At 49.8% G+C, this 19,638-nt stretch carries 13 protein-coding genes; 2 read left to right on the top strand and 11 right to left on the bottom strand.

The window, feature by feature from the left end; genetic code table 11:
- Positions 1 to 137: 137 nt before the first annotated feature.
- Together dndD and dndC are read right to left on the bottom strand one after the other, a co-directional pair.
- Positions 138 to 2,165: a DNA sulfur modification protein DndD gene (dndD, locus tag OXN25_00790; GenBank protein MDE0423382.1), complete on the bottom strand. Its 2,028-nt coding sequence runs from the start codon at positions 2,163 to 2,165 to the stop codon at positions 138 to 140.
- The gene (gene dndC / locus OXN25_00785) at positions 2,162 to 3,568 is read right to left on the bottom strand and encodes a DNA phosphorothioation system sulfurtransferase DndC (protein MDE0423381.1); all 1,407 of its coding nucleotides are present in this window, start codon (positions 3,566 to 3,568) and stop codon (positions 2,162 to 2,164) included. The genes dndD and dndC overlap by 4 nt, the downstream gene beginning before the upstream one ends.
- A gap of 423 nt (positions 3,569 to 3,991) precedes the next feature.
- On the opposite strand from dndC, the gene OXN25_00780 reads away from it, so the two are divergent.
- Together OXN25_00780 and OXN25_00775 are read left to right on the top strand one after the other, a co-directional pair.
- Positions 3,992 to 5,077, top strand: coding sequence for a Gfo/Idh/MocA family oxidoreductase (locus OXN25_00780; protein MDE0423380.1), 1,086 nt, complete (start codon positions 3,992 to 3,994; stop codon positions 5,075 to 5,077).
- Between the two features lie 96 nt (positions 5,078 to 5,173).
- The gene (locus OXN25_00775) at positions 5,174 to 6,259 is read left to right on the top strand and encodes a Gfo/Idh/MocA family oxidoreductase (protein MDE0423379.1); all 1,086 of its coding nucleotides are present in this window, start codon (positions 5,174 to 5,176) and stop codon (positions 6,257 to 6,259) included.
- A gap of 71 nt (positions 6,260 to 6,330) precedes the next feature.
- On the opposite strand, the gene OXN25_00770 is transcribed toward OXN25_00775, so the two are convergent.
- The 9 genes from OXN25_00770 to OXN25_00730 all read right to left on the bottom strand — a co-directional run bounded on the left by OXN25_00770 (position 6,331) and on the right by OXN25_00730 (position 19,607).
- Complete coding sequence (locus OXN25_00770) at positions 6,331 to 7,383, bottom strand: methyltransferase domain-containing protein (protein ID MDE0423378.1); 1,053 nt, start codon at positions 7,381 to 7,383, stop codon at positions 6,331 to 6,333.
- Between the two features lie 206 nt (positions 7,384 to 7,589).
- Positions 7,590 to 9,845, bottom strand: coding sequence for a prolyl oligopeptidase family serine peptidase (locus tag OXN25_00765; GenBank protein ID MDE0423377.1), 2,256 nt, complete (start codon positions 9,843 to 9,845; stop codon positions 7,590 to 7,592).
- 230 nt (positions 9,846 to 10,075) lie between these two features.
- The gene (locus OXN25_00760; GenBank protein ID MDE0423376.1) at positions 10,076 to 11,263 is read right to left on the bottom strand and encodes a CaiB/BaiF CoA-transferase family protein; all 1,188 of its coding nucleotides are present in this window, start codon (positions 11,261 to 11,263) and stop codon (positions 10,076 to 10,078) included.
- 91 nt (positions 11,264 to 11,354) lie between these two features.
- On the bottom strand, positions 11,355 to 12,248 hold the full coding sequence (locus OXN25_00755) for a phosphoribosylaminoimidazolesuccinocarboxamide synthase (GenBank protein ID MDE0423375.1): 894 nt from the start codon (positions 12,246 to 12,248) through the stop codon (positions 11,355 to 11,357).
- Between the two features lie 494 nt (positions 12,249 to 12,742).
- Positions 12,743 to 13,339 carry a hypothetical protein gene (locus tag OXN25_00750; GenBank protein ID MDE0423374.1) on the bottom strand — a complete coding sequence of 199 codons (597 nt, stop codon included), beginning with the start codon at positions 13,337 to 13,339 and terminating at the stop codon, positions 12,743 to 12,745.
- Between the two features lie 15 nt (positions 13,340 to 13,354).
- Positions 13,355 to 16,822, bottom strand: a complete 3,468-nt coding sequence (locus OXN25_00745; protein ID MDE0423373.1) for an FtsX-like permease family protein — start codon at positions 16,820 to 16,822, stop codon at positions 13,355 to 13,357.
- A gap of 11 nt (positions 16,823 to 16,833) precedes the next feature.
- Positions 16,834 to 17,523 carry an ABC transporter ATP-binding protein gene (locus tag OXN25_00740; GenBank protein MDE0423372.1) on the bottom strand — a complete coding sequence of 230 codons (690 nt, stop codon included), beginning with the start codon at positions 17,521 to 17,523 and terminating at the stop codon, positions 16,834 to 16,836.
- Positions 17,524 to 17,663: 140 nt separating this feature from the next.
- Positions 17,664 to 18,077 (bottom strand): thioesterase family protein, encoded by a 414-nt coding sequence (locus tag OXN25_00735; GenBank protein ID MDE0423371.1) that lies wholly within the window; start codon positions 18,075 to 18,077, stop codon positions 17,664 to 17,666.
- A 123-nt stretch (positions 18,078 to 18,200) separates the two neighbouring features.
- Positions 18,201 to 19,607, bottom strand: coding sequence for a hypothetical protein (locus OXN25_00730; protein ID MDE0423370.1), 1,407 nt, complete (start codon positions 19,605 to 19,607; stop codon positions 18,201 to 18,203).
- Positions 19,608 to 19,638 lie beyond the last annotated feature (31 nt).

The raw sequence follows: 19,638 nt of genomic DNA, 5'->3' as shown, positions 1-19,638 counted from the left end.
CATTCTGCAAGGGTTGCTTATATTCTCACCCGAAATCCTGTTTTTTGGCGAACTACACCTTTAGGAAAACTTGCTGAAAAACACCGAGGTATTGGAAAACACAACTTGAAACAAAACGAACTGTCCAAATTTTAGTATTACCCAAAATAGCCTTCCTTTATTGTCGTATACCCTTCAACTTGTTGATACACCAAGTGGAAAGTACGCGAAATGTAGGGATCCAATAGCGAACGCAAGTATCCCTGGACCTCGGTGTCGGTTGACAACAGAACAACTTGATGACTCGCATACGGAAAATAACGTTCAATAAGAAGTCGTCTGTGACTACTGTCCAAACGTCCAAGCGGGGTGTCAAGAATCATCGGTAATGCCTTACCTGATGTTTTCGCTAATGCCCATAAAAGGGCAGTTGTGTAAATTTGTTTCTCACCCGCGGATAACTTCTCTTTTCGTAGTGCGCGATTCTGGGTATCATAGAGCGTCACAGCAAAGGTCAGGGGGTCAATTTCAACGCGTCTAATCCGATCGGGTTTATGTGAAAGTTGATTAAAACCTTGTACAATGGCCTCACTCAATGTAGCGATTTTAGCTTGGGTCAACCGTGTTGTGTAAGCAGAAAGCACCGATTGCACGTTTTCTACGCGTTGTTGACGTTGGACGTGTGCTTCTCCTAATTGTTGTGTGTGACGCAGTTTATCCAATTTTCGCTCTGCCACTTCAAGTTGATACTCTAAAGATTTGATAGATTGTTCTGCCTCTTGTTCCTCTTTATGGAGTTGTCCAAGTTCTTGATTTGACAGGGACAATTTTTCGATCAGTGGTTTCAAGACCTCTTCGGCTGGGACTTTCTGAAGGTCCTGATCCACCTTTTGCAGTTCTAATTGTGCTTTTGCTAATGTATCATTCAACTCACGAAATTCTTGAGGCACTTCATTAAGGCAGGCATCAATCCACTCCAATAGGTGACCGTACTCCGAAGGAGAGCGGTCCCGGATCTTCTTGAAGCCGCGAAGTGTCTCTGGTTGTTCACGTTTTGTTTTTTCAAGTTGGGTTTTCAGGAATGGCGTGATTTTGGAACGAACTGCTTCAATTTGTGGTTCAGGTAAAGAGACACTATCCCAAAATGCGGCAGATGCCAAGGTCTTAAGTACTTCAGTGTTGACAGATTCTAAGGCGAGATTCTTTGCTTCCCATTCGTCTAATTCAATCTCTTTAAGGAGCCGATCTTCCAGTTTCTTGAGCAGATCAGGGACTAAGGCAAACGGAAACAGTTCACCGCATAGGTCTCGGATATCAGTCTCCAACGCCTCAATATCAGCAAGAAGCTGTCCCTGTTGTACTTTCAGGCTTTCTCGCTTCGCTGCATAACCTCCACCTTCGGCTGCAATGATCAATTCTTGTCTCTCAATCTGGTTTTCCAGTTTCTCACTTTGAATGTCCAAAGCTTCTGCACGTACGTATGTATCTCTGAGTGCAGACTCAAGCGTAGCAATTTCTGCTTCTACTTCCACAATTTCTTTCTGGACCGGTTCAGGGCTATCACGCTTCACGAGACGATTCGCGTAGATACGCAAATCCGATTGTAATCGCTCCACCAAGTTTATCCCAAGCAACGCTTTGGTTGACTCAGCGAGATATAGGTCGTGCTTGGAGTCGTCTGCCAATTTTTGGATGTCCTCACCGTCGAAAAAAAAGAATTGGGAGACCCCAATAGGGATAAACTCATAAATACGATCCTGCCAATGTTCCGCGTCAAATTCGGTATTCAACCAGTTATTTTCGGAGATTGTCAAACCTTCGCTAACGCTATGGTGTTTTGAGCCAGACCGTTGCCATGTGCGTTCAATACGGTATTGTTTCGTTTCTCCACTGTGTGCATATTCAAACTCAAGTGATACAGCAGCGTGATTCAAAGGTATTGTTGAATCAGAACCGCGATGAATCAATGAAGAGAGATAGTCATAATATTCATTGTGGCTGACGCGGTTCCCAAGGGACCGCCTGCCGTACAAACAAAGACGAATTGCGTCTAAGAGCGTCGTTTTACCAGCCCCGTTCATCCCGCCAATAAGGATTATGGGGCCCTTGCCGTTCGGTGTAAGATTAATAGTTTGTGTCCCGCGGAACAGACCAATATTGTTAAGAGTGAGCTTGTGGATAATCATTGTTGGAAATCACCGTTATCTAAACCGGCCCGGACTTCTTCTTCTGAACGCCAATCCTCATGGAATATCTCGTCAATTCGGGATTGTATTCCAGCACGTCGACTCATTCCATCCATCTGTCGCTCTGTGTCCAATAATTTTGCAACAAGGGTAACAGGGATTCCGTTTTCATTGCAGATCGCCTCCAAAATATCTTTATCCTTTTCAGTAAAGGAGAGGGTATTATCAACGATCCAATCGCGGTCTCCAACAATCTCAGTGTAGATTTGTGGGACAGCGTCTTCCCAATCTTGGCGTTCGGTTCGCCAGATCCTGCGTATCTCTTCGAGCTCGTCGTCCGTGATGAGTTTGATATCTGGGTCAGGTCCGTCTCTACGAACCTGTTGCTGGGTTGTGAGAAGTCTTGTTAAGAGTTCCTTGCAAAAGTCCAACGTATAGGGACCGTGGACAAGTTTGTTATTGAGGATCATAACTTGTCCATTCCGTCGACGATGCTCGCGGACTTCAGGTTTCCTTACAGGATCTTGGGTCTCAGCAAGAAAGTCACGGAATTCAAGCAGGGGTAGCATCCAATCTTCCCCGCTATCAATTAGGCCTTCCATCGCTTTATCCTTTGTTACAACAGTGCAGGTCCAGCATCCAAAGCGGCTGTTTCCACAAGATGGCGTTGTCTCGTCAACCACCAAAGGACACTCACCTTCCGCGCTCGTGTTGCGATAGAGTGTCACCAACTGTCGATTATCACCGCCCCACGGGGAGGGATTGGATAACAGATACATCCACACGTCTTCCATGGTAAAATCGACCACAGGCGTATAAACAAAAGCATTGGGTAACGTCGTGTGTCGTGAAAGGAGCGAATCTTTCATACGGTGCAAACTTAAGACTTGATCGCGCGTTGCACTTTCACCTTTGCGAACCCCGAGAACCATTATAACTTCACCGTGTTCAGCAACTTTTTCCAATATGAACCGATTCGCTGGCTGGATTTTCATTCGGTCCGTACACCACCGGAAGCGTGTATACGGGGCAGGGTAACCTTTGCCGATGAGATTCACCCAGAAGGTATCTTCCGTCTTTGGACGGACGAGGGCCGTCTGAAACGGCATCTTTTGTTCGCGGGCAGTCGTCTCGATACGGTCTAAGGTGCCAGTGATGTAGCTCACAATCACCGGTGTCTCAACCAATGTATCAGATGAAATCACGTAGACCGGATATTTCCTTTGTTCTGGCGGCAATTCAGCAAGGGCATACCAAATCAGTTGAAGTGCAGTCGTCGAGTCTTTTCCGCCGCTGTATCCGATGACCCATGGTCGGGCGTTTTCAAGATAAACCTTTTGAATCTCATGGTGGATATCGTCAGGAGTGCGTGAATCAAAGATGCTGTACGGTGCCTCTGTCATAAATTTTGTCCCTTCCAGCAAAGTATATGTATAGAAAATACAACGTTTGATTTTGGCTGTTGGTATACAAAGTATATCACAATATGCAAATAAGTGTCAAATTTCCGAAGGTCGTTGCAGTAGATTTTAGAATTATCAAGGCACTATGAGCAAGCATGAATGGGAAATGTTTATATCGTGGACTGAGAACCGGCGAGGTTAGAAACCTCGCCTACTAATTTTGGTGAAGATTAGTTTTTAAATCGGGAGATAAAAAAGTCGCGAGCACAGCTCGCTCCTACAGGAAGAAAGAGCCGGCATGTTAGAAGTGAAAGTGGCGCGTCTGCAAAGTATACAAATGATGGATTATTTTTCGCTTGCATTGCAAACCGGTTTCGTCTACACTCTTATGTCAATTCAATTCTGCTCATGGGGTGATATAATATGACAGTCCGAGTCGGTATCATTGGTACGGGTGGCATTTCGCGTGCGCACCAGCAGTATTATACGAAAGTCGGGGGTTTCGAGATTGTTGCTGTCTGCGACATCATCAAAAGTAAGGCGAATCAAGCCGCTGACGAGTGGGGTGTCCCCAGAAAGCACGCCTTCTCCAGCTATAATAAAATGCTCGAAATGGACGCACTGGATGCAGTTAGCGTCTGCACGTATAATCAAGGACACCGTCGACCCACCGTCGCTGCACTGAACGCCGGTAAACACGTCCTCTGTGAAAAACCGATGGCAGCGACGCTACCCGATGCGACTGCTATGGCCCGCGCAGCAAAGGCATCCGGCAAAATCCTGCAAATCGGTCTCAACCCGACGTTTAGTCCGAGACTCCAATTCGCAAGGAAGATGATCGATGAAGGCTTGCTCGGCGACATCTACTACTCCGAATCTGCCGGGTGCAGACGACGTGGGAATCCGGGACATACGTTCATCTACAAAAAGACAGCAGGCGCGGGGGCAACCGTTGATATCGGTGTCTATAACATGCACAGATCGCTGTATGCGATGGGGTATCCGAAACCCGTGCGCGTCTCTGCTATCACCGAGGATTACATTTCGCAGCAAGATCCGAGATTCCGCGGTATCATGGATGTCGAAGAGTTCGGTGTGGCGTGGGTCCGGTTTGAAAATGGTGGCGTGCTGGTGTTCAAAATCTCCTGGGCGGTGCATCAGGATTCTCTCGGCGGCAACTTCCATCTTGGTCAAAAAGCGGGGATCTCGTTGGATGGACCGGTTGTCTACGCCGATGCATACAGCGGGGATCTCAAGAAGTTTGTTGAATCGGAAGGGTTGACAGCGGAACCGAACCCGCCGGAAGGAATGACGACGATTCGGTTCTCAGGATTCCCAGAGGAAGATAACTGGGCGGCACAGATGATCGCGTTCCGTGAAGCCGTCAAAGCAGACGCACCGTCGCCAATACCACCAGAAGGGGTCCTGCTCACAAATGTGATTATGGATGGTATCTTCCGATCGCATAAAGCACAGAAAGAGGTAGCGGTCCGAGTGCCTGAGATTTAGGGTTTTTGGCAGCCTGCAAACTAACAGTTTGCGGTACGAAAATTCTGTGAATAATGAACCATCCTCATTTAATTCTACTTACGAGGGGAGAATAGTATGACGATTCGAGTCGGTATTGTGGGCACAGGTGGTATTTCCCGCGCACACCAGAGAACCTACATGAAAGTCGGGGGTTTTGAGATCGTTGCCGTCTGCGACATCATCAAAAGCAAGGCAAACGAAGCCGCCGAACAGTGGGGTGTCCCGAAAAAACACGTCTTCACAAGCTACAACAAAATGCTTGAGATGGACGAGATCGATACAGTTAGCGTCTGTACTTACAACCAAGGTCACCGCCGACCCACTGTCGCGGCACTGAATGCCGGTAAACACGTCTTCTGTGAAAAACCGATGGCAGCCAAACTCCCCGATGCAACGGCTATGGCACGCGCAGCAAAGGCATCCGGTAAAATCCTGCAAATCGGTCTCCACAGCACGTTCAATCCGAGACTCCAGTTCGCCAAGAAGGTCATCGATGAAGGTTTTCTCGGCGACATCTACTATTCCGAATCCTCAGGAGGCAGACGGCGTGGGAATCCAGGGCGTACGTTCATCTATAAAAAGACTGCGGGTGCCGGTGCAATCGTTGACATCGGGGTCTATAACATGCACAACTCGTTGTATGCGATGGGGTATCCGAAACCCGTGCGCGTCTCGGCTATCACCGAAGACTATATTTCGCAGCAAGATCCGAGGTTCCGCGGTATTATGGATGTCGAAGAGTTCGGTGTGGCGTGGGTCCGGTTTGAAGACGGCAGCGTGATGGTGTTCAAGATCTCTTGGGCAATTCATCAGGATTCACTCGGTCCGAGTTTCTGTCTCGGTAAGGAAATGGGTATCTCTTTGGGTGGACCCACTATCTATGCCGATGAATACGGCGGTGAACTTAAGAAGTTAGTTGAATCGGAAGGTTTGACAGCAGCGCCGAACCCACCAGAGGGGATGACCACGATCCAACTCTCAGGATTCCCAGAGGTCGATGTTTGGGAGGCACAGATGACGGCGTTCCGTGAAGCCGTTAAAGCGGACGCACCGTCTCCGATACCCCCAGAGGGTGTCCTACTCACGAATGTGATTATGGACGGTATCTTCCGCTCACACGCAGCAGGGAAAGAGGTTGCGGTCCGAGTGCCTGAGATTTAGGTGCTTTCTGATGAACAGCGAGAAGACACAAACTAACAGTTTGTGGTACAATACAAGGTGGCGTGTCAACGCTATGTGAAGCGAATAACATAAATCCATGCGCGCATGCCGCGGACATCGACCGTTAATTGTTGGGTAACCCTGAGGGAACGTTGTTGTTTGAGTGCTCTCTGAAGCAATTCGCGTTGCGAGGTGAGCAGCACCATCCTGCCTCTCGGTCTCAGAACGCGCGCATACTCTCCAAGACACTGGCGGTATAGGTTTGTGAGTTGTGAGATATTCCCGATTGTCTCGCCGAATGGAAGGTTACAGACAATCTTATCGACCGTGTTCGGCTGTAGGGGTAAGGTGTGCGCATCCCAACGGAAGAACTGACGCGGTTGATGTTGTCTACCGAAATTCACCACAGTGGCATCCAACGCCTCTGTAGAAATATCACCGCCGATGAGGTAACCGTAGCGACCGATGAACGCACGTTCCAATAGAATGGTCCCTGCACCACACATAGCGTCCAAAAAGACATCGGTCGGATGTGGACGTGAAAGCCGCACCATGCTGTATGCTACCGTCGGTTTGAGCGATGCCGGTATATGTGCGTGTTTATAGGGACGCTGTGCCATCTCGTTCGATGAGAGTTTGACGCTAATATAACCGTCGTCTCCGTGTACCTCTGCCCATATATCCAGTGACGCGCCACCCTTCGCCAGATACCATCCGCGATCCAATAAGGCACGTTCCACGACGCGCTGAAGGTCAAGTCTCCGAAAGTTGCGCTTCCCAGACAACCGACTTGTCACCCGAAACGGTGTGCGCTTTCGGACATTGATACCGACTTGCCGACAACACTCGGACATCTCTTTGAAATTGAAGCGTGTGAGCGAACCGCTCAATGCCGCCAGAGAACTCCGTGAGCGCGTCATTTTCGGTGTCCGCTTCAGGACGAAAAAAAGATGCTCTGCTGTTCGTAGGGACAACAAATCGCGCGGGTTGCCCCTATACTGAAAAAGGAGTCGTTGGGGTCTGCGTTCAAGGATTTTCAGGTGTCCGGTGTCGCCAAAGCGTTCGGTTAATTCCTCGCGTGCGATTGTTTCCAGTCCCGCGCTTACAATGATAGAATAAAGCATGATTTTGCAATACGTAGTGTTTCATCCATTCTGAATGTTAGGATAGGTTCGTAGTAGTGCGATTCATCGCACGTCCGAAGTTCAACAACGGGCAATGAATGGTTTCCCTACTACAAACCGTAATTTGAAAGCAAACGAAGCAGCATACAAGTCGCGAGCACAGCTCGCTCCTACAAGAAGAGGCGGAGGCACTGTAAACAATAGAACTACGGTTCGGGCCAATTTAGGTGGCGATGGAGGAAACGGAATGTGGCTTCAGCGTTAATCTGATGCCCGCCGTCAAAGAACTCAATCTCCGTTCTATCGGCAATACCGAGTTGGACATAAAGTCGTCGAACAACAGCGAATTCGTGGGCGACCCATTCGTCAGGTGCGACACCGTCTTCGTGTCCGCGTTCCACCATGAACGGACGCGGCGCAATCAATCCCGCCATCTCGCCGTAGTTGAACGTGTTTCCCAGATCGAACTCCGGCATCTCATACTCGCCGCCGAACATATAACTATAACGAGCGTCAAAAGTGGCATTTTTCACGATCCATTCGTTGAAATCCGCAGAACAGATGGAGCAGGCGTAACGGTCAAGCACAGCCGGCACCCGCATCGCCGTCTTCCCACCGTAGGATAATCCGTAAAACCCAATCCGATCGGCATCAACGAAGGGCTGCGCCGCGAGCCAGTCAAGCGTCCGTTCATGTTGGCGAATGATGAGTGAAAAGAGCGACCATTTTATTGGATTCCCTTTGCGTTGGATGACCCGGAAGGCATCCTGACCGATGTATGGGTTCTGCGGGGCATAAGCGATAAACCCTCTGTCTGCCAAACTTGCGGCGTAAGCGTAATAAACGGACTCTATTTTCGGATCGGCAGTATCCTGTGGTCTTCCTTCCAAACCGTGTTGACAGACAACGACGGGACGCTGTTCTTCGGGTTGCAGGTCGTTCGGGAGCAGCAAGATGCCGTAGGCAAAAACGTCCTTCCAGACATCAAGCACAACTTCATACCCTTTCCAGTTCGGTTCATCATAGATGAGTCGTGTCCTCGGATTGGCAGGCACGTCGGGAGCCGGACATCTACCGATAACTTCGTCCCAGAAATAGACTTTCGGATCCCGGCAGGTCTCTCCCCAACTTTCAAGCGACGAGGTATCCGTCTTTTCCCAGAAGAACTGTTGCCGTCGCGATGCGGCTTCTCGGAGAAAGCGTTGCGTCAGATTCACCAATTGCATAAACTGCCGCTGCTGCTGTGCCGCATAATCGAAGTCGTCAACGTCTGATGGTGCGAGTAGCGGGGAGCTGTCAATAGACACACCTTCCGCACCCAGTTCAGTGAGGAACGTCCGCAAGGTGTCTTGAGCTCCTGGCAATCTGTCTTCAGGAGAGATGAGATGGACCGCACTTTCAGCACCGAGTTGCTGATAACAGTCGCGTGCGCGGTCAAATTCCGACTTTACAGCATCGAGCGGCGGTGACACCAATTGTCCGGGTGCACCCCCTCCACGTCCCGAGCGCGGCGGTGGTGGACCAGCAATTTCAGGTCCACGGCTCGCTTCAATAATTAGCGGACGCGGCGCGACGAGACTAGCGATTTCAGCGTCACCAAACTCGTGTAACAATCCCCATACATTCCTGTAGATCGGTTCTCGCCAGACCGCTTGCCGCGATTGAAAATAGCCGCTGACAGCCGTCGCTTGAATCCGTGTATCCACAGCGGCACTGTAGAGTGCAATCAGACCACCTTCACCGTAACCGATAACACCAATCGGTACATCGGCATGCGACATCCAGTCCACCAACGACAACACCTTCTGCACTTCATACCCGATGATATGCCGACCGAGTTGATACGCCATCCGGTAGATGAATTCGCGGTGGGGTTGATTCGTCATTGCACCGAGGGTTGGATTACCCGAATAGGTATCTTCGCGGTTAATAAGGAGCGGAACGACGACGCGACACCCCGCTTGTGCCAAACGCCTTGCGAACTGGGCATTCGGTGGTAAATCCGCTGTCACTCCAGCGATCATTTCAGGTGTCCAGTCGGCATCCGGTAGGGCGATAACCTGTCCAGTAATCGGGACATTTTGCGTCGGTTCTAACAACAACCCTTCTCCGTCAACCGCATCAAAAACCTGCCACCGGACGCGAGATACAATGTACTTCTCGCTTTCGAGAATCCGCGCCGATGTACGTGTAGTGGCTACATAGCTGAGTTCCTCAATTGGCAACCGTTCATCGAGGCAGCCAATCTGTTTTCTAAACCGTTCCCGATTGGGTTCAACGGATTTAAGGTATGCATCGTGAGAGCTGTAATCTCGGTTCCATAAAGCCCCGCGTTTTTCAGGAGAACTCGCTACCGCGTCGGTAACGTACCCGTCAAGAGTCTCGACCATCCGTGCAGCAAGATCTCCCTCCAGCGTCAAAAGGGTTGTTCCGTGTAGTGTTTGCAAGGTTTCGTCCGACATGTGGACTCCTTTCAAGTAGTTGTCAGCGGTCAGGTGTCAGGGCGTTCCGTTCCGCTAACGCTCCACTCCACTCTTAGCAGTCAGAGGAATACCCATCAACTGTCGGTTTCAGTTTCCGTCAGTAAGAGCAGCTTGTGGCAAAGATAACGAACGAAATTGCCACACGATCCACTGATTGCTGAGAGCGCAGCGACCTGACTGCTGACCGCTATTTTGCGGTAAGGTTTGTTCTAAATGATCCCATCTTGCCTTAACTGCTCGATTTCATCCGTATCTATTTTCAACAAACCCGTCAAGACCTCAACCGTGTGTTCGCCGAGACTCGGTGCCGGTGCGTCCACGCTGCCGGGGGTTTCTGATAGTTTAATAGGTACGCCCGGCACTTCAACTTCACCCGTGATTTTGTGTGCGACGCGTGTAATCATCTCCCGTGCTTGGACTTGTGGGTGGGTAACAACCTTGTCCATCGCATTGATGGGACCGCAGGGGACACCAATCGTGCCGAGTGCGTCAATCCAATCGTCTGTTGCGCGTTGCGACATAATCTCCGAAAGGATCGGGAAGAGTTGATCGTGGTTTTCTGTTCGGTCTGCATTCGTCCGAAACCGTTTATCCGAGATGAGTTCCTGCCTACCGACGTGCTCACAGAACTTTGACCAAAGGGTATCGTTTCCAAGGGCAATAATAACGTGTCCGTCAGCAGATGCGAACGCCTCGAAGGGTGTGATCGCTGGATGTCTGGCCCCGAGCGGTTTTGGTGCCTCACCCGTTGCGAAATAGCGGACAACAGCATTTTCCAAAACAGCAACAAGACTATCTAACATTGCCACATCAACAAACTGTCCCTTACCCGTTTGGTTGCGATGGTGCAGTGCAGAAAGGATACCGATTGTCGTGAAGAGCGCAGCGGTAATGTCGCTGATAGAGGTACCGACACGCACAGGGGGTCTATCGGGTTCACCAGTGATACTGATAATACCGCCCATCCCTTGGATAATCATATCATACGCGCCCTGCTGCGCGTAGGGACCCGTCTGCCCAAAACCGGAACACGCTGCATAAATAAGCGACGGATACTCAGATTTGAGCGTGTCATAACTCAAACCCAATTTTTCCATCGTTCCGGGACGGAAATTCTCCACCAGAATATCGGTCTGATTCAACAACCGTTTGAATATCGCGCGTCCCCGTTCGGTCTTGAGGTTGAGCGTCACGCTCCGTTTCCCACGATTGACGCTCATGAAGTAGAGACTAAACCCGTTTTTGAAGGGACCGAAATTGCGAGATTCGTCCCCTGTACCGGGTTGTTCAATCTTGATGACCTCCGCACCGAGATCGCCGAGAAGCATTGTGGCATAAGGACCGGCGAGCACTCGTGTCAGGTCCAAGACTTTTATACCGTTCAGGGGACTTGCCATTTCGGGTTACTCCAGGACACAAACTAAAAGTTTGTGCTACAGAATACACAAACTAAAAGTTTGTGCTACAGCAGAGCTGCGTGCGTAAGTCCTACAATTCTTCACCAACAATGAGACGATACGCTTCGCGGTATTTTTCGCTTGTTTTAGAGATAACAGTCTCCGGTAATTCTGGGGCAGGCGGTTCTTTGTTCCAACCGATCTCGGAAAGGTAATCTCTGACGAACTGTTTATCGAAACTCTGCTGCGGTCTACCAGGTTCGTAGAGCTCGGCGGGCCAGAAACGGGAGGAGTCGGGTGTGAAAATTTCGTCGATAACAATCAGTTTACCGTCGCGCTGCCCAAACTCAAACTTGGTGTCACAGAGGATAATTCCGGCACTTTCAGCGTGTTGGCTGGCGGCTCTGAAGAGTTCAAAACTCGCATCAATCAAGCGATCCGTCAAGTCGCTGCCGACCTCATTTCGCATCTCTTCAATGGAGATTGGTTCGTCGTGTTCTCCCTGTTCCGCTTTGGTTGTCGGTGTGAAAAGGAGTTCTGGGAGCCGGTCTGACTCTTGTAATCCTGGGGGCAGTTTCTGCCCACAGATTTCGCCGGTTTTCTGATACGACGACCAGCCAGAGCCTGCAAGATAGCCACGCACAACGCACTCAACATCAACGCGTTCTGCTTTGCGGACGAGCATAGAACGTCCTTTTAAAAGATCTGCATCCGACTGTAAGACATCGGGATAATCCTCGACTTCCGTTGTAATGAGATGATTGTCGGCGACAGATTCGGTGTAGTTGAACCAGAACGTGGATAAACCGGTCAAGACTTTCCCTTTGTCAGGAATACCGTTCGGTAAAACGACATCGAACGCCGAAATCCGATCGGTGGATACAATCAGGAGTTCATCTCCGAGATCGTAGAGGTCTCGGACCTTGCCACTGTGAGCAGGTGATAAGTTGGTTAACTGTGTAGAAGTGATAACGTCTTGAGACATATTTTTCTCCTTATTCGCTATTCGCTTATCGCGGTTCGCTATTCGCGTCTTTTGTACCACAAACTGTTAGTTTGTGTCTTACGGTTCGCGGTAAACGGTTCGCGGTATGCTGTATGAAGTTTAAGAAAATATTTCGGTAATATCCGGTGCGGTTACAAACCGCACCTACTGTTCTGTCACATCTAAACTAAGAGGCAGTTTGTAGTAGGGCAATTCATTGCCCGTTCCTGACGTGCGATAAATCGCACTACTACGAACCGGGGTTTCCCCATCATTTGAAGGTTGACAGACTACTACTGAGTTTGGGGAAAATTGGAATTACCGATTTAAATTCTTAATGTTCATTTATGCTAAACCTTAGAATTAATCAGACATTCAGCACTGTCTTGGAAACCGCACCTACCAGGGGCGGGGTAAAGTGTCTTTTTATTTTTCAGGTTTACCATAGTTTGTGTCTTGCGATTCGCGGTAAACGGTTCGCGATTCGCGGTTCGCTATTCTTTTATTAAATTCTGTAGGACAATGGCAGTCCTATTTGTTGCATCAATTTGTAGCACCTTGCTAATTTCCTGCTTTGCAGATTGAATCTCGTTGAGGTAGTAATAACACGATGCCCGCAGCGCATAGAGATCGGCTTTAGAACGGTAATCGTGCCGAAAAAGGTATTTGGCATCACCTTGCAGTGCGTTATCAGTCGCACGGATAGCAGCCCTGAAATCAGAGGCATCTTTATTCCGCAGATAGAGCACGTTCGCGAGTCCGACCCAAGCATCAGCATTTGAAGCGTCCAATTGGACAGCGTTTTGGAACGCCTGCTGTGCAAGCACCGGATTTAGCGATAGACTGAGATGGCTCCACCCAATGCCGTTATGCGCATCCGCAAGCGTTTCATCGAAACTCAGGGCGCGCTCAAAACTGAGCAGTGCCTGTGCATAGTCCCCAGATGCATAAGAACGCCACGCCGATTCCGTGTGATTCACCGCACTCGGCGTGTCTGTCTCAGAATCACTGGAGCACCCGCTTTGCATCAGGAGAGAGCAGGCAATCAGCACCACATATCCTACATGAAGTGTCGTTCTCAACGCAAACATACTGTGTTTTCGTGATTATTCAGATTTAAGGGTAGCCAAGAGTGGACTTCGGAGTGCTATAGTAACTGCAACGGCATTTGCAATTATACCAAAACCGAAGATAAAAAGCAAGGTAATTGTGAGGGAAATCCACGGGAAAGCGGGAAAGTGTCCATGCGTCGCCAGGATCGCCACAAGTCCTGCGACAATCCCGATGAACATACCGACAGTGAGCAGAAAGCAGCTTTCAAGGAATAACATCCGTGAGAGGAGGCGTCGGCTGAATCCGAACGCGCGGAGCGTTGCGAGTTCACCACGGCGTTCGATAATATTTCTAAACAGCACCAGTGCCAGTCCGAACGTACCGAGTAACACACCCAAACCCCCGAGGCTCTGGAAAGTGGAGATATAGGTATTCTCAACCGATCGATAGCTCGCCAATCGCGCCGATGCGGATGTCAGGTCAAACCCGTAGTCACCGAGTGTTTTCTCTAAGACTTGTGCCGTCTCTTCTCGCAATTCGGGTGGCGTTTTGATAAGGAAAAACTGATAACCGCTTTGGCTTGGGAAGTACTTTGTAAAATTCGCTTCTGAGATAATGAGTTGGCTCTGAAAGAGACTCCCCTGAAGCGTTTCAATATCCAAAAGCAGCGGTTTTCCAAATTCATCTTGGACAAGAAAATCGTCATCAGGATTGTGGTGTAAGATCCAACGCAGCGAATTGTCGTCACCCATCGCGGGTGCTCTCCCTTCTCCGAGATCGCTGAGTTCTAATCGCTGCCACGGCGGTTTTACCAACATAGCCCCCGAAGCACCCAAAATTTGCGGTTTCTGAGGTTGATAGAGATTTAAACAACTCACGTCCTCACCCGGAAGCACGCGAAATGGAATGATTTCCGACGCGCTGAGCAGTTCAGAAGCAGCGTCAGAGAAACCGAGTTCAAACCGCCCGTCGGGTGTATTCAGGCTATGGTGTAAAGGGAGTGCCGACTCCGCAACAAAGGCGTATTCTGTTTTTGGGGGTGCGTCGTGCCGATTCGCACCGACTGCCACGATAATACAGCACGCCAAGCTGACGGTTGTAACAGAGACTTTGCTCCGTTGGGGCTGCCGCGCAGCATTTTTGATAGCAAATCGCATCCGGCTGAACCGTTTCGGTACGTTCTCGGAGGCGAGCCATCTACTAAAAGCCAGCCATCCCACACCGAGAATAGAGAGTGTGGAGAATAGAAATTGAACAACCGGATGTTCAAACCACGAAAAAACCGTCTCTCGAATCCACTGGACTAAAGGGAAATAGCCAATGATAACACCGATAACAACCCCAATGCAGCAAAACAAAAACATTGAATTAATGTGCTGACGGGTCAGATGCGCGTAGATTCCCTCGGCTTTATGGAGTCCATAGCGGATAGAAAATAAAATAATAGCAAGTATCAAAACCAAAGGAATCAATCCGAACCATCCATCGTCAAAGAGATGGGATCCGGCTATGATACCGAACCAGATACCGAGCCCCAGAAAGGTAATTTTTGATATTAAACCGCCTGCTGTCTTCGTTTCTTGAGATTTTGGTTTTACACCGGCGTCATCAAAATCCGCTCCACCGGCGAGGAGCGTAGCCGTCGAAGTCCGTCCTATCCTCGCGACGGCAACACGGATGGCATTCAGCATGACGACCATTGTCACGCATACCCCGATAAGTAGGCTCCATAAACTCGCGTGAAATGCGATGAAGGGGGTGCCGATAGCAGGCAACCACCACGTCTTTAACCCGAATAGCATCAGTTGGGCGTACCCAATGGCGAGTAAGCATCCCAAAAGCGTGCCGATACCGGCGACACTCCCACCCTCCAAAAAGAAACGACGGCGGATTTTAGCGAGTGGATAGCCAACGGCTTGTAGTATACCAATCTCGTGAGAACGTTGTTCAACACCGATACGAAAGAACAGCTCGACAAGCCAGGCGACAGCGAGAATAATAAGGATACTGAGGCTGCTAAACAGCATCCCGAAATCCGTGGCACCTGTAGCGGCTTGCAGTCCTTCTGTTTGGAGCGCCAAGAATTGAAATCCGATCTGCTCGGGTTGAATCCTTTTGAGGAACTGGGTTTCAAAAAGCGTGCGTGTTGCCTGCACGTCTGAACCTTGTGGCACCTTCATGCGAATAGTCGTAAGATCGCCAAACCGATTCTGCCAGAGTCGCTTGCCCGTCTCCAGCGAGATAAACGCTTTCGGTGTGGGTCCGTATTCATCCCAATACGTCTCATCTTGGCTGCGGATGAGGGTATAATCAATCGGAAAAGGGGATTCCCATTCAGACATATCAGCGGTGTCGTGGATACCCGGGAACTCAGGAATGATGCCTCTATCGGCAGCGATGCCCTCGATTGGCACGATCCCCTTCAGAAGAAAGGATGCTGTTTCGGTGTTATAGGTCTCATCCGCCCCGACACTATAATATGTAATGCTAATTTCATCGCCGACTTTCACGCCGAGATCATCCGCTGTCCACGTATTGAGAACGATTTCATTTGGTTTGGCGCGATAGTCATCTGAAAACTCTCCTTCATCCGTTGGGAATGCAACAATTGTGGAATATGGAACCGTCCTATCGTTGGCAGATATTGTATTTGCGAGATAGGTCAGCGTCGGGAGGGTCGAGATACTGTTTTCCGTTGCAACCGTCAAGGCACTCTCCGATAACACAGGTTTGAGGAGGTACTGCCGACTTTGGAGATCCAAGTGGTCTCTATGCATTTGAATGTTCAAGTCAAGAGCCTCAAGCGTCAACGTGAGTTGGTCAGATGAAATAGGGGTTGTTTCTGCCGTGAAGAGGGCATTTACTTGGTCTACCTGTCCGAGTGCTTTTTGTAAAGTTGGAAGCGCGATGAAAGCGTTGAAAGGGAGGTTTTGATGTGCGCGTAGGTTGAACCTACCGGCGTTCTTCGTCGGAACAATATCGCTGATGACCAATCGGAGGCTCTGGATAGCCTCCGCAGCGTCGCGTTCACCGAGCAAGAATTCGGGATGGATGTCAGCAACTTGCGCGACGTTCACCAAGAGCATATCGCCGATTTGGACCTTCAACTCACTTTGGAGTGCCTCGTTGATGACAATCGTGTTGAAAGGCTGATTAGGGGGTTTGTTCAGGTTCGGCACGGGATCGCCTACCCAAAAGGTGAAGAAGTCTTCTGTTACGCCGATGACGTTAACCTTTGATGCACGGGTCTGTGCCTGTGGCGCAACAACCGTGCCATTCAACAAAATCGTTGGTACAGTGTTTTGCCGATCTAAGATATTTGGCTGAAAAAAGTGATCGGCGAGGAGGGCATGTTGAATTGTACCGAGCCGTTCTGTCGTGAGGCTGCGGAGACTTCCACGGACAGAATCTCCGACGAGCAAAGCCCCCGCAAGCACACCGGTGGCGACAGCTGTACAGAGGGCGACGGTGAGGTGTATCTGCCAGAAGTGTTTAAGGGCGTTCCAAGAAAATCTGTGCATCGTCTGTTGGGTTAGGCACTTTGCGTGACGCTGCAAATGCCATCGACAAGTTGCAGGTGCTGCTGAAAACGGGACGCGAATTCAAGGTTGTGGGTGACAACAATCAATATCTTCTGCTCTACACGGTGGAGCTCAAAGAGCAAGTCGGCGATGGTATCGGAAGTTGTTGTATCGAGGTTTCCCGTCGGTTCATCGCAGAGGAGGATATCGGGTTGATTAATGAGAGCACGGGCAATAGCGACGCGTTGTCGTTCACCCCCGGAAAGTTCAGCGGGTCGATGCGACACGCGGTGCGCGAGGCCTATCCGTCTGAGGAGTTCGTGTGCGCGTTGTGTTGGGTCAGGTGCCCGCTTGGAGACGAGTGTCGGAATAAGGACGTTCTCAAGCACGGAATACTGCGGGAGCAGATGATGATCCTGAAATACAAATCCGATGACAGCGTTCCGATAGCGGGCGAGTTCGGGTTCAGAAAGCCGAAACGGGTCCGTGTTGTTAATCTCAAGCCGTCCGCTACTCGGTGCCTCTAACGTTCCGACAATGTGTAGCAGTGTGCTTTTGCCAGAGCCAGATGGGCCGGTAATCGCCACCGAAGTCCCGTCAGTGAGCGTAAATGAAATATTTCGCAAGACTTGAACGGATCCGAAGTCTTTGGAGACATTGGAAACTTTAAGCAACGGAGTAGTAGGACGCGATTGTTTCATGTTTTTTATTCAGGACTTACGCAATTTTGACTGCAGCCCGTTCTGTTTAATGAGAATTTTCGGAAAACACAGTGTTCTCGTGCCACAAACTGGGAAGTTTGTGCTACAAAAGAGCAGCATGCGTAAGTTCTATTATTTTTTCATGAACAGAAAATCTGATTGGCAATGAAATCGGGGATAGGGATTGCCCGTAGTTTTTCACCAGGGTTCGTTACACAACAGACAGTGGTAATCTCCCCACGTGCGATGTCTTTTCCTTGATGTGTAAAGTGAAATTGATAGGTGAGCGATTTCGTCCCTTTTTTGGAGATCCGGAGGCGGATGTCAACCTCATCTTCAAACCGGAGTGGACTTAGATACTCACACGAAGCGGCGAGTCGAGGCCATCCGATTTTGTCTCCATTCCATTCGGTTGCGACACTTGTCCCTAAGCTGCGTAGGAACTCGTGTTCAGCGGACTCCATGAAGACGAAAAATCGTGTAAAATGGACAATCCCTGCCATATCGGTGTCAGCGAACTCAATTTTTCGCTTGGTTCGGTACTCAGTGGGCATTTTTCAGGGTTATGGGTTATGGGTTGTTGGTTGTCAGAGGAATAGTTGTCAGTTGAAGAGGGTTGGGATAAACCAGACACCTCTTAACTGACTGCCAACGGCTAACTGCTGACCGCTATCCCGCTACATCTTCGGAAAATCTGGAACATCCTCATACCGGCTCCAGGTCTCTGAGTAGATGCGCCAGTGTCCATCCGTCGGATCTACCATGAGATTCAATTTTTTCGTGCCGTAATCGGAGTAAGCCGGTCGGCTGCCACTTGCACGGGTACCGGTGAACTTTTGCAAGAACTGGACATCCGCTACTGCCCGGTCTCCGTTAACTTGTAAATTAGAGATAGAGACCTGGATTTCAGCATATATGCTGTTCAACCGCTTCATCTTCTCTCGGAGCTGTCCCTTTGAGAGGTGGACGGAGGTTTCTTTTCCACCGCGGACAGTGACACGCGTAATCCGGGACCTCTCTGAATAGATGGACATATAGGTGTTAAGGTCCTTCTCTTCCCAAGCCTTCTGCCACTTCCCCAAAACCTGCCGCACCTTGAGCTGCGTATCAATAGGTGCGTTCCCATCAAAGGGGTTCCCAGATGCTTCACCGGAGACAGTATCCGCCCCGGGCGACGGCACGTTTGGCGCGAGTGCAATAGCGTCGGACATCTGACCGATCTGATCGTTAATGATTCTCCATTTACGTCTGAAAAACCCTTTTTTCTGAATAGTAAGTGTACGGACATGCGTCTCAATGATACTCTCACCGCCCTGTAAAGTTACGCTGATGTTGTCAACGACATGCCGGTCTTTCTGACGCGGGACAGGCGTATAGGTCGCTTCTGCGAGATTAACAACATGGGTCTGCGACAGAAGTTCAGTGGCACGCCGAAAACTCGATGCCCTTGTTTTGCGAGCAGACTTGTCCCATAGATCGGTATAGGTCCTCACATCTTGAGATTCCAAAGCACTTTTCCAACTCAGGACGACTGGTAAGACAGGACTTTTAGGCTGTGCTCCATTCTGCTGCGGTGGATCCGTGTCTGGAAGTGTCGCGACGAAGTCACTTCCAACGATCTCGTCTTGAATAATTTTCCAGCGCTGTTGAACAAATCCCTGTTTTTCGATAAAAAGATTTCGCAACTGCTGCTGGGGTTCTCCTGAAAGGTGCGCTGTTACTGGAATTCCCTCAATTCGGTAGCGGTTGGGATATCGCGGCACTCGGAACGTTTGTGTGGCACCGCCAAGGTTAACCTCCAGCCGCGCGCCGCCCCTGAGAAGGCCGACTGTCTCCTGATAGCCGGTATCAGGACGTTGGCGTGAATTCTTCACCCAGAGCGCGTCATACTTTTTAACACTGCCGGACTCAAGTGCGTTCTTCCATTTTGCCAAAAAGGCAGTAGGGGTTTCACTGGAACTCATCAATACCACTAAGAGCACAACGAAAGCGATAACAATGCCGCTAATACTCCCACCCCATATTAGGCTTCGCGGTATATTAGGTTTCTTCGCCTGGTTTTGCTGGTTCTGTACGTCTTTCACAATTGACCCTCCGTGTTTAATTGGGAGACGT

The organism is Candidatus Poribacteria bacterium (assembly GCA_028820845.1).
Classification (GTDB): domain Bacteria; phylum Poribacteria; class WGA-4E; order WGA-4E; family WGA-3G; genus WGA-3G.
Note: the sequence above shows the minus strand (reverse complement) of the source record. Positions and strands in the feature narration are given on the sequence as shown.

What these genes read in the sequence shown, in the direction of transcription:
- OXN25_00765 (MDE0423377.1), bottom strand. Translation starts at nt 9,845, where the DNA reads ATGTCGGACGAAACCTTGCAAACACTACACGGAACAACCCTTTTGACG.
- OXN25_00755 (MDE0423375.1), bottom strand. Translation starts at nt 12,248, where the DNA reads ATGTCTCAAGACGTTATCACTTCTACACAGTTAACCAACTTATCACCT.
- OXN25_00775 (MDE0423379.1), top strand. Translation starts at nt 5,174, where the DNA reads ATGACGATTCGAGTCGGTATTGTGGGCACAGGTGGTATTTCCCGCGCA.
- OXN25_00740 (MDE0423372.1), bottom strand. Translation starts at nt 17,523, where the DNA reads ATGAAACAATCGCGTCCTACTACTCCGTTGCTTAAAGTTTCCAATGTC.
- OXN25_00735 (MDE0423371.1), bottom strand. Translation starts at nt 18,077, where the DNA reads ATGCCCACTGAGTACCGAACCAAGCGAAAAATTGAGTTCGCTGACACC.
- OXN25_00770 (MDE0423378.1), bottom strand. Translation starts at nt 7,383, where the DNA reads ATGCTTTATTCTATCATTGTAAGCGCGGGACTGGAAACAATCGCACGC.
- dndC (MDE0423381.1), bottom strand. Translation starts at nt 3,568, where the DNA reads ATGACAGAGGCACCGTACAGCATCTTTGATTCACGCACTCCTGACGAT.
- dndD (MDE0423382.1), bottom strand. Translation starts at nt 2,165, where the DNA reads ATGATTATCCACAAGCTCACTCTTAACAATATTGGTCTGTTCCGCGGG.
- OXN25_00780 (MDE0423380.1), top strand. Translation starts at nt 3,992, where the DNA reads ATGACAGTCCGAGTCGGTATCATTGGTACGGGTGGCATTTCGCGTGCG.
- OXN25_00745 (MDE0423373.1), bottom strand. Translation starts at nt 16,822, where the DNA reads ATGCACAGATTTTCTTGGAACGCCCTTAAACACTTCTGGCAGATACAC.
- OXN25_00760 (MDE0423376.1), bottom strand. Translation starts at nt 11,263, where the DNA reads ATGGCAAGTCCCCTGAACGGTATAAAAGTCTTGGACCTGACACGAGTG.
- OXN25_00750 (MDE0423374.1), bottom strand. Translation starts at nt 13,339, where the DNA reads ATGTTTGCGTTGAGAACGACACTTCATGTAGGATATGTGGTGCTGATT.